We start from the raw sequence: 14,860 nt of genomic DNA on the forward strand, positions 1-14,860 counted from the left end.
GTCGCGTGGACAAGTCGTCTCGGTCTCGGCCGCTAGCGTGGACAACTGTCACGATACCAACTGACCATTCGGTCATGAAGTCGATCGAGGCGAGCCCCGAGCTCACGCTGCCGGGCCAGAAACCCATCCAGCTGGTCGACGAGAACGGGTCGGCCGTCGGAGACCTGCCGGACGAGCGCGTGCTGCGATCCTTGCACCGCGCCATGGTGCTGGGCAGGCGGTTCAACAGGCAGGCGACCGCACTGACCAAACAGGGCCGCCTCGCGGTCTATCCGTCCTCGGTGGGCCAGGAGGCCTGCGAGGTCGGCGCGACCCTGGCACTCGAGGACGACGACTGGCTGTTCCCGACGTACCGCGACACCGTTGCCGTGGTCACGCGCGGGGTGCCTGCCGTCGAGACGCTCACGCTGCTTCGCGGCAACTGGCACTCGGGTTACGACCCGTACGCGCATCGCGTCGCTCCGTTGTGCACGCCGTTGGCCACGAACGGACCGCACGCCGTGGGGCTGGCGCACGCAGCGCGCCTGCGCGGCGATTCCCTGGCTGTGCTTGTGTTCATGGGCGACGGCGCCACGAGCGAAGGTGACGCGCACGAGGCGTTCAACTTCGCGGCGGTGTTCAACGCCCCGGTCGTTTTCTTCATCCAGAACAATCAATGGGCCATCAGCGTCCCGTTGTTCAAGCAGTCCAAGGCGCCCACGTTGGCGCACAAGGCCATCGGCTACGGCATGCCGGGTTACCAGGTCGACGGCAACGACGCGGCGGCCGTCTACACGGTCGTGTCCGACGCTCTCGCCAGGGCACGCTCAGGCGGCGGACCGTCCATTGTTGAAGGCCTGACGTACCGGATCGAACCGCACACCAACTCCGACGACACCAACCGCTACCGCGATCCCGGTGACGCTGAGCCGTGGCGTGCGGCGGACCCGATCATCCGGTTCAACCGCCTGCTAGGCCTGGACGAATCCGCGTACGCCGAGGAAGCCGACCGGATGATGGCCGAGCTGCGCGCTGAGATGAACCAGGACGCGCACGTCGACCCGGCCGACCTGTTCGAACACGTCTACGCCGTCCCGACGCCGAGGTTGCGCGCGCAGCGCGACGCACTGCGGGCCGAGCTCGCGGCGGACCGGGGTGAGGCGTGATGGCCCAGATCAACATGGCGCAAGCGTTGAACCGTGCGCTGCGCGACGCGATGGCCGAGGACCCGAACGTCGTCGTTTTCGGCGAGGACGTCGGGCCGTACGGCGGCGTGTTCACCGTCACCGAGGGCCTCACCGCGCAGTTCGGCGAGGACCGTTGTTTCGACTCGCCGCTCGCGGAATCGGGAATCGTCGGCACCGCGGTCGGTATGGCGATGTACGGCATGCGCCCGGTCGTCGAGATGCAGTTCGACGCGTTCGCCTACCCGGCGTTCGAGCAGATCACGTCGCACGTGGCCAAAATGCGCAACCGCACGCGCGGCAAGGTCGCGCTGCCCATGGTCATCCGCATTCCTTATGGCGGTGGCATCGGCGGCGTCGAGCACCACGGTGACTCGTCGGAGGCCTATTACACGCACACGCCGGGCCTGACCGTGATCACGCCGGGAACCACGGCCGACGCGTACTCGCTGCTGCGGGCCGCGATCGAGAGCCCGGACCCGGTGATCTTCATGGAGCCGAAGTCCCGGTACTGGACCCGCGCGGATCTCGAACTGCCGCAGCGCACCGACCCGATGAACCGCGCGGTGGTCCGCCGGACGGGCCAGGATGTCACGCTCATCTCCTACGGCTCCACCGTGCAGACCTGCATGGAGACGGCCGAGGCAGCCAAGGAAGAGGGCTGGGACGTCGAGGTCATCGACCTTAGGTCGCTCACGCCACTCGATGAGGAAACCGTGTGCGCGTCGGTCCGCAAGACCGGCCGTGCCGTCGTCGTGCACGAGTCCTCGGTGTTCTCCGGGTACGGCGCCGAGGTCGCCGCGACGGTGAGCGAGCAGTGTTTCCACTGGCTGGAGGCCCCGGTGCTGCGGGTTGGCGGTTTTGACGTGCCATACCCGCCGAAGGACCTCGAGGAGCACCAGCTCCCGCACCCGGACCGGATCCTGGACACGATCGCCCGGCTGCAGTGGGAGGACAAGTGAACGTCCGTGAGTTCACCCTGCCCGACCTCGGTGAGGGCCTGGTCGACGCGGAGATCGTGCGGTGGCTGGTCGCCGTCGGCGACGCGGTCGAGGTGGACCAGGCAGTGGTCGAGGTCGAGACCGCGAAGGCCGCGATCGAGGTGCCGGTTCCGTACGCCGGTGTCGTGACCGCGCTGCACGGCGAGGCAGGCTCGACGATCAACGTCGGCGCGCCGCTGCTGTCGGTCGCTTCCGCGGGCCTGTCCGAGCCGGGCGTGGAGACGAGCCCGAACTTGGTCGGCGCCGGAGGCACCAAGCGCGGCCGTCGTCAAGGACGTCGCCGCGCGCTGACAAGTGTCAACGGCTCGGCGGCTCCTGTGGTGAGCCAGGTGGAACCGGCCAGGACTGGGCCGGTCGCGGTGGTGTCTCCCGTGGTTCGCAAGCTGGCCAGGGAGAACCAGGTAGATCTGCGGGGCCTGGCTGGCAGTGGCCCTGACGGCCTTGTGCTGCGTAAAGACGTGGTGGCCGCGATCGAGGGCCAGGCCTCGGACAGCCCGGTGACCAGGATTCCGCTGCGCGGGGTCCGGGGCGTGATGGCCGAGCGGTTGAGCAGGTCCCGCCGTGAGATCCCCGAGGCGACGGTGTGGGTGGACGTCGATGCCACCGGCCTGCTCGCGGCGCGCCAGGAGATCAACAGCGCCGACCCGGCCCGTCCGGTGAGCCTGCTGGCCATGATCGCCCGGTTCTGCGTGCTCGGACTTCGGCGCTACCCGGCGCTGAACTCCACTGTGGACACCGAACGCGGGGAGATTGTGATCTCCGAGGCGGTGCATCTCGGATTCGCCGCGCAAACTCCTCGCGGCCTGGTCGTTCCCGTGGTCAAGGACGCGCAGAACCTGACCACCCGGGAACTGGCCGCGCACCTGGGCCAGCTCACCGAGCAGGCACGGGAAGGCACCTTGCCGCCAGCGAAGATGAGCGGTGGCACGTTCACCGTGAACAACTATGGCGTGTTCGGTGTGGACGGTTCGGCCGCGATCATCAACCACCCCGAGGCCGCGATCGTCGGCGTCGGGCGGATCATCGACCGGCCGTGGGTGGTCGACGGACAGCTCGCGGTCCGCAAGGTCACCGAGTTGACGCTCGCGTTCGACCACAGGGTGTGTGACGGCGAGGTCGCGGGCGGCTTCCTGCGATTCGTGGCCGACTGTGTCGAGCGTCCGACGGCGTTGCTTGGCGACATGTGACGGCGCGCCACCGTGGCCATAGTTGCTGACCTGCGTGTTCAGATGGGGTAGGCGTGGGTTTCGGTCGCTTTGACCGTGACCCACACCTGCAGCCCCGGGCTCAGTGACAGCTCCGCGACCGCTGCCGTGGTCACGTCGGCCAGCAGGTCCGGCGTCCCGGTCAACCGGACGCGCACGGTGTCGGCGTGTTGCTCGATCCCGGCCACTTCAGCGAGCCACGTGTTGCGGGGACTGCCCTCCGGTTTGTTCTTGTGCAGGCTCACTGCGGTCGGCGGGAACGTCACGAACACCGCGCCGTCCATGGGGTGCGCGGTGGTGAGAACGCCGCCGTCATCGAGTTTGATGGTCACGCCGTTGGCCACACCGCGATACAGATTGAGCCCGACGAGGGCCGCGATGTAATCGGTCCGCGGCCGTCTGGCGATCTCGGCGGGCGTGCCCGCCTGCACGACGGCCCCGTTCTCCACGACAAGCAATTGGTCGGCCAACACCATGGCGTCCAACGGATCGTGCGTGACCAACACGGTCGCGCCCTTGTACTCATCCAGGTGTTTACGCAGCTGTGCCCGGATCTGGATGCGTGTCGCGGCATCCAACGCGGCCAGGGGCTCATCGAGCAGCAACAGGTCCGGCCGAATGGCCAGTGCTCGTGCGAGCGCGACCCGTTGGGCCTGTCCGCCGGACAACTGCCGAGGCTTGTTGCGCGCCTGTTGCGCCAGACCGACGCGGTCAAGCCATTCTGCGGCTTCCGCGTTCGCCTCATGCTTGCGCATACCGCGCGCCCGCAGGCCGAACGCGACGTTGTCCAAAGCGGACAGATGCGCGAACAGCAGGTAGTCCTGGAACACGACGCCGATCGACCGCCGCTCCGGTGGCTCGAACACGTTTCGTTCCGGATCGTCGAGTGTCCGGTCGTTCAACTCGACGACCCCGCCCGTCAACGGTCGTAGCCCTGCCAACGCCCGAAGCGCCGTACTTTTCCCAGCTCCATTGGGGCCGAGGAGCGCCAACGTCGTGCCGGGCGGAACCTCGACCTCTGCAGCCAAAGTGAACGATCCTATGTGGACTTGCAAGTTCGCCTGCAAAGTCATGCGCGCGTTCCGATCCATCGGTCGCGCAGGCTGACCAGGATCGCGATGGACACGACCAGCAGCACGAGACTCAACACGGTAGCGCTGTCCGGGTCCTGTTCCAGCGCCAGATAAACGGCCAACGGCATGGTTTGCGTGGTGCCCGGATAGTTGCCTGCGAACGTGATCGTCGCGCCGAACTCACCAAGCGCGCGAGCCCAACACAGAACTGCCCCCGCGGCGATACCAGGAGCCACCGTCGGCAGGGTGACGCGCCGGAACGCCGTCCATCTGGAAGCGCCGAGGGTCGCGGCGGCCTCCTCGAACCGAGGATCGGCGCCACGCAACGCGCCTTCGACCGCGATCACGAGAAACGGCATCGCCACGAAGGCTTCCGCGACGATCACACCCGTTGTCGTGAACGGAAGCGAAAACCCGAACCACGAATCCAAGTACTGGCCGATCACGCCACGCCGTCCGAACACCAGCAGCAGCGCCACACCACCGACCACCGGCGGCAACACCAGCGGCACAGTGACGAAGGCGCGCGCGATGCGCCTGCCCGGAAGCTCAGTCCGTGCGAGCATCCACGCCAGCGGCACGCCCAGCACCAGGCAGATGAGCGTCGCGATCGTGGCGCAGATCAACGACAGCCGCAGCGCCTCGCCGACCTCGGCGGTGCTCAACTGGTCGATCAACGTCGACCACGGCGTCCTGATGACCAGCCCGATCAGCGGGAGCACCAGGAACGCCAGGCCGAGCAGCGCGGGAACGATCAGGACGACCGGAACCCGCGCTCGAACCGCTCTCATGTTGTTCAGTGTGGCTTCTATGGGACGTCAAAGCCTGCCTTGGTCAGCACGTCGCGTCCCGCGGGCGACAGCACATAGTCCATGAAGGCCTTGGCGCCCGTCGCGTTCGGCGCCTTGGTCAGCGTCACGATCGGGTAGTCGTTGATCGCCTGCGCGGCCTCCGGGAAGTCGACGCCGTCGACATCATTGGCCGCGGCGGAGACGTCAGTCTTGTAGACCAGGGCAGCGTCGACCTCGCCGAGCCGGACCTTGGTCAATGTGGCCTTGACGTCCTGTTCCAGCGTGACCGGCTTGGGCGTCAGCTTCGCGGCCTCGAACGCCTTCTTCGCCGCCGCGCCACACGGCACCTGCTCGGCGCACAACGCGAGCTTGACCTCGGGCTTGACGAGGTCCGCGAGGGACGCGATCTTCAGCGGGTTGCCCTTGCCGACCGCGATCTGCAGCTTGTTGCGCACGAAAGTGACCGGGCCGGTCGCCGCGCCGGTGTCGGTGACCTGCTTCATGTTCGTCGGGCTGGCCGAGGCGAACACGTCGGCCGGCGCGCCCTGGTCGATCTGCTGCGCCAGTGCCGAGCTGCCGCCGAAGTTGAACTTGACCTTCGTGCCGGGGTTGGCGGCCTGGAAGTCCTTGCCGATCTGGGTGAACGTCTCGGTCAGCGACGCGGCCGCGAACACGGTGACCTCACCGGTGATCGACTGGCTCGCATTCGATGGCGGAGGGGTGGCTGCTGGTTGGGTTGGGGTGGCGCACCCGACGAGCAGGAGCGGAGCCACAAGCGCGGCCGCAAGCTTCTTCACGATCGTCCTCCGTATCTGCGGAACCAAGCGCAATCTACGTCAGCATCTGCGGAGAACCAATAATCGTTTGCGGACCTTGCTAGCGTCGTAATCATCATGGACATCTGACATCGCCACCCCGTCCGCGCCCGAGGCATGCTGCCCGGCGGACGTCCAACCGAGTTTCTCTGGCGGTGTGCGATGTCTACCTCCCTCTATTTGTCTGCGCGTGACCTGAACAAGGTCTATGGCGACCGACGAGTTCTCGACAGCGTCTCGCTGACCGCGTCCCCTGGGCAGCGCCTCGGGCTGGTCGGTGAGAACGGCGTCGGCAAGTCGACTTTGCTGAAATTGCTCGCCGGTCTTGCCGAACCGGACGCTGGCGAGATCCTCCGGCCGGCGGACTGTGGGTTCCTGGCCCAGGAGCTGCCGTACGCCCTGAATCTGTCCGTCGGCGAGGTCGTCGAAAGCGCACTGGCCGAGATCCGCGACGCCGACCGGCGCCTTGGCGAGCTCAGTACCAGGCTGGACGATCCCGCGGCGCTCGCCGAGTACGGCGAGGTGCTGGAGTGGGCGCAGGCCCACGACATCTGGGACGCCGACCGGCGCGCGGCGCTCGTCATCGAGGGCCTCGGGTTGGCTGGTGTCGGCTACGACCGGATGCTGGGTTCGTTGTCCGGCGGCCAACGGTCCAGGCTGGGCCTCGCGGCCTTGCTGATCAGGCAACCGCAGGCGTTGCTGCTGGATGAGCCCACCAACCACCTCGACGACGAGGCCATGGCCTTCCTGGAGAGCCGCCTGACGCGACTGCCCGGCGTGGTCGTGGTCGCGTCGCACGACCGGGTGTTCCTCGACGCGGTCTGCACGTCGATCGTCGACCTCGACCCGGCACGCGGCGGGATCACGTCGTACGGTGGCGCGTACACCGACTACCTCGACGCCAAGCGCGCCGAGCGCGCACGTTGGGAGCAGCAGTACGAGACCGAGCAGGACGAACTGAAGCACCTCAAGCACTCCGTGGCGGTGACCGCTCGCGGGGTCGCGCACAACCGGGCGCCCCGGGACAACGACAAGATGGGCTACAACTATCCACGCACTGCTCTGACCAGCCACTATGGAGTTTGTGATCTTGTTGGGCCGTCCTCAGGCCGCGCTAGCTAGCTAGGAGGCCGCTGAATTAGGGTGGTTTGCGGGTTGGTTGTCACCGAGTGATGGCAGGCGAGGACCTGGGCCTTGCTGATTCATGGGCGATGCTGGGCGTTCAGGGAGCCCAGGGCGGTTGCTCGACGAGGTTCACAACTCCCAAGACTGGGGGTTGGGCCGTGGTTTCCCTCAGGTAGCCAGGGTCCAAGCGCCCGCCGTATGGGTCAGGCCGCGACCGATGAGGTTGCGGAGGTTCAAGGCTGCGGTGCGGCGTTTGAGCCAGGCGTTGTTCTTGCCGGTGCCTAGATATCGGAGTTTGAGACGTCGGCCACCGCGGCTGGCGATCTGGGAGATGACCCGTTCCACGTTGGGGCGGAACGTCCTGTAGCTCTCGCGCAGTTCGGGCTTGTCCGCCCAGTCGCGTCGGGCTTGGCGCAGCAGGTCATCTCGTGGGTGCAGAACGATTTTACGGCCGGTCTTGGACGTGGTGCACTGTGCACGCAGTGAGCAGGCACGACAGAGAGCGCCAAAGGTGGCGACCCGGGTCCGGCTGATCGGGCGGGTGATGTCGTTGGGGCAGGTGACCGTGCCCGCTTGCTCGTCCACGGTGAAGTCGTCCACGGTGAAGTCGTCCACGGTGAAGTCGTCCACGGTGAAGTCGTCCACGGTGAATCCGCCCTCGACCGGAGCCCGCAGCGGCTTGGGCTTGATCACCGCCTCATGCCCGGCATCGTCGATCCCACCGCGTAGATCCCCTGTGCCATAGGCGGAATCGCCGTACCACGCGCGCTTGCCGTCCTCGGCGTCGAGGAACTCCTCGGCCACAGCGGGGTCGGAGTTCTCCGTGCCGGCGGCCGTGGTCACCTTCTCGTCGGTGACGATCCCGGTCTCGGGCTCGGCCGCCACGTGCGCCCGATACCCGTCCCGCCGGTTCTCCGGGGACTTGCGGGTATGCCGCGCATCCGGATCCACTGTGGACACCACCCGGTCCGGGGCGACCTTGCGGGCGATCCGCCACCGCCCATCAGTGCCGTCACTGCCCTCGGCGGGCTCGGCATCCTGACCGGCGACCAACGCCAGCAACGCCAACGCGAACTCCGCGTCGCCTTCCAGTTCGGTATCGGCCAGCGCCGCCACCAGCGCGTTCGCATCGTTGACCAGCGCGGAGACCAGCGCGTCCCTGGCGGCCGGGTCGTCCCAGTCGATCCTCGGCTTGTCCGGCCGACTGTAGTCATGGCCGGTACACACCTTCGCGATCTGCCCCGCCGCGCCGGGCACCTGCCGATCCACCCGCCGGATCGCCGAGATCAGCTGGGTGATGGTGTCCTGGGTGGCGACCGCGTCGGCCAGGATCGTGGAATCCACCGCCCGCTTGCGGCGGCCACGCAGGATCCCGGTCTCCTCGACGACCGTGCGCACCGCGTCGTTGATCCGATGCGGCCGCCCCGAGGTGGCCAGTCGTTTGCGCCAGTACACCAGCGTCGAGGGGTCGAATCCCTTGTCGTCCAATGCCATCCCGGTCGCGACCTTCCACCGCAGGTCACACCGGGCCGCCTCAGCGGTCTCCCGATCCGAGAGATCATGCAGGGTCTGCAACACCAGGATGGAGGCCATCACCGACGCCGGGATCGAGGGCCGTCCCTTGCCCGAGGGGAACAGATCCTCGAACTCTCCATCGGGGAACAGATTCCGGCGATGCCCGGCCAGGAACGCGAACATGCTCCCCGCCGGGACCAGATGACCGACCAGCGCCTCCGCGTCCAGCAGCTCCCGATCACCACGCTCCACACCCTGCATGAAACGATTCTCCCAGCTCAAACCCACATCCTGGGGCGACACGCCGATTATTCAGCGGCCTCCTAGAGGCAAAGCTGGCGAAACTGCCGAAGATCGTCATGCCCGCGGTGACGTTGGACGGCGCGTCGGACGGCAGCAGTCCGCCGACCGATGGAACGGCGTCAGCGAAGTTCTACACGGGCCGTCGCGTGCATCACGTGGTGCCCAGGGCAGGCCACAACTTGCCGCAGGAGACGCCGAAGGCCTTCGTCAACGCGGTTCTGGAAGTCGCTCGGTAGGCCACCGATGGTACGTGCTCAAGCTTCCCGTGGTCAGCGGCCTATTTCGGCCAGCGTGCGGGTGACGTTCTGCTCGGCGATGTCCTGCATGGCGTCCTGGCCGGGGAAGTCGGTGCCGACCAGGCTCATCGGTCCGGCGATGAGCGACAGGGTCAACGCGAGCCGGTACAACCGAAGCCGGTCGATATCGAGGCCATCGGTCTGGAAATGCGAGTAGTCCGGCCCGAAGCGCAGCGCGAGGACGTCGTGCTCCCACTCGATGTCGAAGTACATCGCGCCTTCGATGTCGATCAGCACCGGCTCACCGGACGCGGTGGCGAGGACATGATCCGGCCCGAGCTCGGCGTGGATCAAGCCGTACTCGGCCCGAGCCCGCACGGCCGCGCGGCGAGAAGTCAGCTCGTTGGCTAGTTCGTACCGCACAGCCGCGATTTCCTCGACTTGGTGTGCGGCATCCGACAGATGCGAAAACGCGCGCCGCACGATGATGTCCTCGACAAGCGAGTCCGGCTGAAGTCCCTGCCTGCCGAAGCGGTCGCTGCGGCGCTCATGCATCGCCCGGACCATCGAACCCAACCGCGCCAGCGCGGGTTGATCGAGCGACCCACCCGAGATGTCCTCGACCAAGATCGTGTCGCCGCGCCGCTCGATGATCTCCGGCACCCGTACACCAGCCGCGACCAATTCGGCGTGTGCATGCACGAACAGATCGGCGCCAGAGGCGTGCGCGAACAAGTCGTCGGAACGCTGCTGCGGCCAATACGTCTTGTCCCACACGTACGAGACGCACGTCGAACCGTCCCGCAGAACCAGCCGTTTCACCGTCTTGGTCGTACCGCCGAGTAACTCGACTTCGGAGATCACGTCCACAGTTCGGAAGGTAGTCACATCGAGCGGTCGGTACATTGCCTTTTGTGACTGAGGGCGAGGGGAGGGTCGTTGCCGGGCGTTATCGCCTTGCGCAACGGCCGATCGGCCGCGGTGGAATGGGCGTCGTGTGGCGTGCCCACGACGAGTACCTGCACCGCGATGTGGCGATCAAGGAACTCCGGCTTGGCGAGTCGGCCGACCCCGCTGACTCGGCGGCGGCCGTGCGCAGAATGCTGCGGGAGGCAAGAGCCGCGGCCAAACTCAGGCACCCTGGCATCGTCACCGTCCACGATGTGGTGATTGAGGACGATCTGCCGTGGATCGTGATGGAGCTGATCGAGGGACGGTCGCTCGCGGACATCCTCGACAACGACGGCCCGCTGCCGCTCGACCAGGCCGCGCAGGTAGGGATCCAGATCCTGCGTGCGCTCGACGCCGCGCACCAGCGAGGCGTGCTGCACAGGGACGTCAAACCCGCCAACATCATGCTCGACGGTGAACGCGTTGTGCTGACGGACTTCGGAATCGCGGTCATCGACGGTGCGTCCGCGCTGACCGGCACCGGACAGATGCCGGGCTCGCCCGAATACATCGCGCCGGAACGAATCGACGGGCACGAGGCAACGCGAGCGGCGGACATGTGGGCTGTCGGCGTGACGCTGTACGCCACGGTCGTCGGCCGTTCTCCGTTCAAGCGCAAGGACATCCAGAGCACGTTGGCCGCGGCCGCGTCGCGTGACCCGGATCCCGATCCGCGGATTGGCCGGTTGTGGCCGGTCATCCAGGGTTTGCTGCGTAAGCAGCCGGCCGAACGGATGGCGGCCAATGACGCGGTCGAGCGGCTCACGACTTTCGCGGGCAGCCTGACTCCGCGGGGCGGCCTGCCGAGGCCGCCGACCGAAGGCCCTACCTGGGTGGACAACCCGTCTGACCAGGTCACGGTGGTGGCCGAGACCGCGCCGAACACCCGGACCGCGCCGCCGTTGATGCCGCCACCTGTCTACCGGCAGCCCGTCTCGCCCGCGGACATCACGCTCGATCCGATTTCCATCAGGCCACGCAGGAAAAACCACGGGATCCTGATCGGCCTGGGTGCCGTGCTGGTGGTGGCGATCGTGGTTGTGGTGGTGGCGTTGACCCAGAAGGATCCGCCAGCGGCACAGCAAAACCAGCCACCGTCAGCAGCTGCGAGCAGTGCGCCGGCGCTCGTGCCACACCAGGAGACTCTGGGCTTCACGATCAGCGTCCCGGACGGGTGGAAGCGCTCGGAGTCCACGCAGGGCGACCGCAGTGACGTGCTCTACATCGGCCCGCAGCCCGATCCGCAGGTGGGCGCACCCGAGGTGCAGGTACGGCGGGACACGACCGGCACCACCGCGCGCCAATACCTGGCCAACAGGCAGGAAAGCGTTCGCACCGACCGTGAGAACATCGACTACAACGGCGACTTGAACGGTGACCAGCTCGAGTACCAGCACGGTTCCGCAGCGGGACCCGTGCGCTATCACGTTCTGGCCAAGGCTGTCACGGATAACCAGAACCGGCTGTACGTCGTGACGTTCACGCTGCACGCGAACGACCAAAAGACGCTGCAGACCGAATGGGACGCCGTGGCACCGGTCGCCACAGCCATTTTCAACAGCTTCAAGTTCACCGCCTGACCTGTGGGAACGTTCATCCGGGACCCCTCCCGAAGGGGCACCGATAGGTTCCGGGGTGTGTTGAAGCGGAGCAGGCCGTTCGCTCTGGTCACCGTTCTCGTCGTGGGCGCCTTGGTTGCCGCGCTCACCGGCGCGGCGACGCCGTTGCCCGCCGGGCAGTTCGCGCTGTCCGGCCACTGGGTGTTCAACTCGGTTCTCCAGGTGGTCTTCCACATCGACGGCGCGACGACGAACATCGACGCGCACGCCGACGTGAACGGCGAACCGGGCAGCCAGGTCGTGCAGAGCGACACCCACGGGTACGTCGTCGGACCGAGCGTGATCACCAGGTTCGACAAGGCAACGCTGACCACACTGGAGAGCATCAGCCCGCCTGCCAACGAACTTCCGGTGTTCATCGAGGTCGTCGGCGGGCCGTATCTGGTGTACCGCAACGCGGGAAAGGTCGTCCGGCTGTCCGATCCGCCGACCATCGTGACCATCGGCGGCGCGGTCGGGACGCCGATCGTGACAACGGACGGCACGATGTGGCTGCACCGCCAGGATGTCGGGCAGATCTGCACGATTGCCAAGAACGCCGACCGGATCGGCGGCTGCGCCGTCAGTGTCCCGCCTGGACATCCCGGCGCCATGACCATTGTGGACGATAAACCGGCTTTTGTGGACATGTTCGCCGGGACGCTGCACGTGATCGACGGCGGCAAGCTTGGCGCGGGCGTGCCGATCGGCGTCCCGTTGTCGCCAAGTGCCAGGCCGGCGACGACAGAAGTCGGCGGCAAGATCGCGATCCTCGATCCGCAGAAGCAGACCCTCATCCTGGCGGACACCAAGAACCCGCCGGAGAAGGCGCTCACGGTCGCGCTGCCCGTCGGCGACTACGACGGCCCGATGTCCACGGGTGACGTGGTTGTCTTGGTAGACAGGCAAAGCGGCAACGTGTTGACCTACACCCCAGATGGCGCACGCAAGGACACCAAGCCGATCAAGCAGAAGGGCGGAACGCCAAGGCTCGCCCGTGGCGAGGACAACCGGGTGTACGTCGAAGACGCCGACGGCACACAGGTTGTGGTCGTAGCCAGGGACGGCGCCGTACGTGACGTGTCCACGGCGGAGCGCCCGGCACCACCCGACACCAAAGCTGACCGGCCGAACGCGGGCGGCTCGTCCGACATCCAAGTCCAAGCACCGGTGCCACCAAGGCAAACAACGACGAACACGCCACGTCCGCCCACAACGACGCCGCCTCCTGTGCCAGCGGGCCGTCCTGGTGTGCCGCTTTCGGTTACGGCGTCGGCTGGCAATGGTTCGGCGACCGTCAATTGGGGTGCTGCACCCGACAACCGTGCCGACATCACGGCGTACCAGGTGACGTGGCGTGCGAGCACTGGGCAGACGGGCGCGATGACCGTAGGCGCCGGAGCACGGCGAGCGACCGTGAACGGCCTGACCAACGGCGTCAGCTACGTCATCACCGTCGCAGCCACGAACCGCATAGGCACTGGCGCAGGGGCGTCGGCCGCTGCTGTCACACCGCGGGCACCGGTCTCACCAGCCGATGCTCCTACCAACGCGAGAGCGAACTTCGATGAGAACGACCGGCCTACTCGGGACGTGACGGTCACCTGGGGCCAACCCGCGCTCAACGGCGGCACGTTGGTGCACTACCAAGTCACTGCCACCGGCCTCGGCACACGTCAGGTCACTGGAACCTCGACAACGTACTCGCAAGTGCAGGCGACCAGCGTGATCACCTTCACGATCCGGGCGATCACAAGGACATCGGACGGGCAGCTCACCGGCGCGCCAGCCACCGCGGTGCATCGGGACAACCAAGCCCCGCCGCCGGGTGGTGGCACTCCCCGGATCCAGATCTCCCAGGGCACTGCGTCCAGTACCGACAACTGCCATCGGCCGAACTGCTTCTGGGTGAACACCAGACTGACCGGGTTCCAGCCGAATACGACATACCGGCTCACGCTGAGGTCGCGTGCCAACACCGGCGGAGTCGTCACCGAAAGCGCGCGGACGAACGCGAGCGGCACCTTGCAATACAACGAGTTGAACTACGACGTGCCAGGTCAGACCGTGTGGGTGACCACGCAGGGCCCGAACGGCCAGGTCAAATCGAACGAGATCACGTGGAGGGCTGGATGAGCGTGTCGGCAGGCGAGGTCTACGCGCGGATCTCGGACAACGTGCAGCGCGTGCTGCGCGGCAAACCGCAGGTCGTGCGGCTTGCCGTCGCCGCGCTGCTCGCCGAGGGACACCTGCTGATCGAAGACGTCCCCGGCCTCGGCAAAACGACCCTCGCCCGGTGCCTTTCGCGCAGCATCAACGGAACCTGGAGCCGCATCCAGTTCACGCCGGACCTGCTGCCGGGTGACATCACTGGCGTGCAGGTCTTTCACCAGAACGACGGCAAGTTCGCGTTCCACCCCGGCGGAGTGTTCGCCAACATCGTCCTGGCCGACGAGATCAACCGTGGTACGCCGAAAACCCAGTCCGCGCTGCTGGAGGTCATGTCCGAGCGGCGGGTCACGGTCGACTCGGTCCGCCACGAGGTCCCGCGGCCGTTCCTGGTGATCGCCACACAGAACCCGATCGAGATGGCCGGAACGTACCGGTTGCCTGAAGCACAGCTCGACCGGTTCCTGATGCGCCTGCAGATCGGCTACCCGGACCTGAAGTCCGAGGTCATGGTCATTCTGAGCGACTGCGCGGGCGTCGACCCTGACGAACTCCCCGCTGTGGTGGACATTCCGACGTTGCAAGCGGCTGTTGCCGAGGTGCGGTCGGCTCGCGTGCACACAGCTGTTGTGGAGTACGCGGCCACGATCGCCGCGGCAACCCGTCAGCACGGGGATTTGCGTTACGGCGCAAGCCCTCGCGGCAGCATCGCGCTTGTCCGTGCCGCACAGGCGGTTGCGGCGACTTATGGGCGCCCGTTCGTGACGGTCGATGACATCAAGGAAGTCGCGCATCCTGTGCTTGACCATCGGCTGATCCTCACGCCGGATGCGGAGTTGCGGCAGCGGCGGCCGGAGGACATCGTCGGCGAGCTGCTCAACGAGATTCCCGTTCCTGTGGTGACAGGGGCCTGAG

12 protein-coding genes and 1 pseudogene are annotated in these 14,860 nt (G+C 66.9%); 8 read left to right on the forward strand and 5 right to left on the reverse strand.

Annotated elements, in window-relative coordinates; translation table 11 throughout:
* The first annotated feature begins 74 nt into the window (after positions 1-74).
* From LWC34_RS27900 to LWC34_RS27910, 3 genes are read left to right on the forward strand one after another with little or no spacing between them, the layout of a single operon-like run.
* Complete coding sequence (locus LWC34_RS27900) at positions 75-1,145, forward strand: thiamine pyrophosphate-dependent dehydrogenase E1 component subunit alpha (protein WP_233728078.1); 1,071 nt, start codon at positions 75-77, stop codon at positions 1,143-1,145.
* On the forward strand, positions 1,145-2,125 hold the full coding sequence (locus LWC34_RS27905; RefSeq protein ID WP_233728079.1) for an alpha-ketoacid dehydrogenase subunit beta: 981 nt from the start codon (positions 1,145-1,147) through the stop codon (positions 2,123-2,125). Before LWC34_RS27900 ends, LWC34_RS27905 begins: the two co-directional genes overlap by 1 nt.
* Complete coding sequence (locus LWC34_RS27910; protein ID WP_233728080.1) at positions 2,122-3,351, forward strand: dihydrolipoamide acetyltransferase family protein; 1,230 nt, start codon at positions 2,122-2,124, stop codon at positions 3,349-3,351. The genes LWC34_RS27905 and LWC34_RS27910 overlap by 4 nt, the downstream gene beginning before the upstream one ends.
* Positions 3,352-3,389: 38 nt before the next feature.
* Here LWC34_RS27910 and LWC34_RS27915 read toward each other — a convergent pair whose 3' ends face one another.
* From LWC34_RS27915 to modA, 3 genes are read right to left on the reverse strand one after another with little or no spacing between them, the layout of a single operon-like run.
* Positions 3,390-4,397 (reverse strand): ABC transporter ATP-binding protein, encoded by a 1,008-nt coding sequence (locus tag LWC34_RS27915; protein WP_233728081.1) that lies wholly within the window; start codon positions 4,395-4,397, stop codon positions 3,390-3,392.
* A gap of 41 nt (positions 4,398-4,438) precedes the next feature.
* Positions 4,439-5,233 (reverse strand): ABC transporter permease, encoded by a 795-nt coding sequence (locus tag LWC34_RS27920; protein ID WP_233728082.1) that lies wholly within the window; start codon positions 5,231-5,233, stop codon positions 4,439-4,441.
* A 17-nt stretch (positions 5,234-5,250) separates the two neighbouring features.
* Positions 5,251-6,030, reverse strand: coding sequence for a molybdate ABC transporter substrate-binding protein (gene modA / locus LWC34_RS27925; protein ID WP_233728083.1), 780 nt, complete (start codon positions 6,028-6,030; stop codon positions 5,251-5,253).
* Between the two features lie 180 nt (positions 6,031-6,210).
* On the opposite strand from modA, the pseudogene LWC34_RS27930 reads away from it, so the two are divergent.
* Positions 6,211-7,098, forward strand: a pseudogene (locus LWC34_RS27930) (ATP-binding cassette domain-containing protein); the annotation flags it as partial.
* A 243-nt stretch (positions 7,099-7,341) separates the two neighbouring features.
* On the opposite strand, the gene LWC34_RS27935 reads toward LWC34_RS27930, so the two are convergent.
* Positions 7,342-8,949 carry an IS1182 family transposase gene (locus tag LWC34_RS27935; protein WP_233728084.1) on the reverse strand — a complete coding sequence of 536 codons (1,608 nt, stop codon included), beginning with the start codon at positions 8,947-8,949 and terminating at the stop codon, positions 7,342-7,344.
* Between the two features lie 98 nt (positions 8,950-9,047).
* Here LWC34_RS27935 and LWC34_RS27940 point away from each other — a divergent pair, with 98 nt between their 5' ends.
* Entirely contained in the window at positions 9,048-9,227 is a 180-nt protein-coding gene (locus LWC34_RS27940) for an alpha/beta fold hydrolase (RefSeq protein WP_233728085.1), read from the forward strand.
* A gap of 33 nt (positions 9,228-9,260) precedes the next feature.
* On the opposite strand, the gene LWC34_RS27945 is transcribed toward LWC34_RS27940, so the two are convergent.
* Positions 9,261-10,097 (reverse strand): aminoglycoside phosphotransferase/kinase family protein, encoded by an 837-nt coding sequence (locus LWC34_RS27945; RefSeq protein ID WP_233728086.1) that lies wholly within the window; start codon positions 10,095-10,097, stop codon positions 9,261-9,263.
* A gap of 44 nt (positions 10,098-10,141) precedes the next feature.
* Here LWC34_RS27945 and LWC34_RS27950 point away from each other — a divergent pair, with 44 nt between their 5' ends.
* From LWC34_RS27950 to LWC34_RS27960, 3 genes are read left to right on the forward strand one after another with little or no spacing between them, the layout of a single operon-like run.
* A complete protein-coding gene (locus LWC34_RS27950) occupies positions 10,142-11,758 on the forward strand; it encodes a serine/threonine-protein kinase (protein ID WP_233728087.1) in 1,617 nt (538 codons plus the stop codon).
* A gap of 57 nt (positions 11,759-11,815) precedes the next feature.
* Positions 11,816-13,912 (forward strand): fibronectin type III domain-containing protein, encoded by a 2,097-nt coding sequence (locus LWC34_RS27955; protein ID WP_233728088.1) that lies wholly within the window; start codon positions 11,816-11,818, stop codon positions 13,910-13,912.
* Positions 13,909-14,859 (forward strand): AAA family ATPase, encoded by a 951-nt coding sequence (locus LWC34_RS27960; RefSeq protein ID WP_233728089.1) that lies wholly within the window; start codon positions 13,909-13,911, stop codon positions 14,857-14,859. The genes LWC34_RS27955 and LWC34_RS27960 overlap by 4 nt, the downstream gene beginning before the upstream one ends.
* The last annotated feature ends 1 nt before the right edge of the window (position 14,860 follow it).

This window comes from Kibdelosporangium philippinense (assembly GCF_021390435.2).
GTDB lineage: Bacteria > Actinomycetota > Actinomycetes > Mycobacteriales > Pseudonocardiaceae > Kibdelosporangium > Kibdelosporangium philippinense.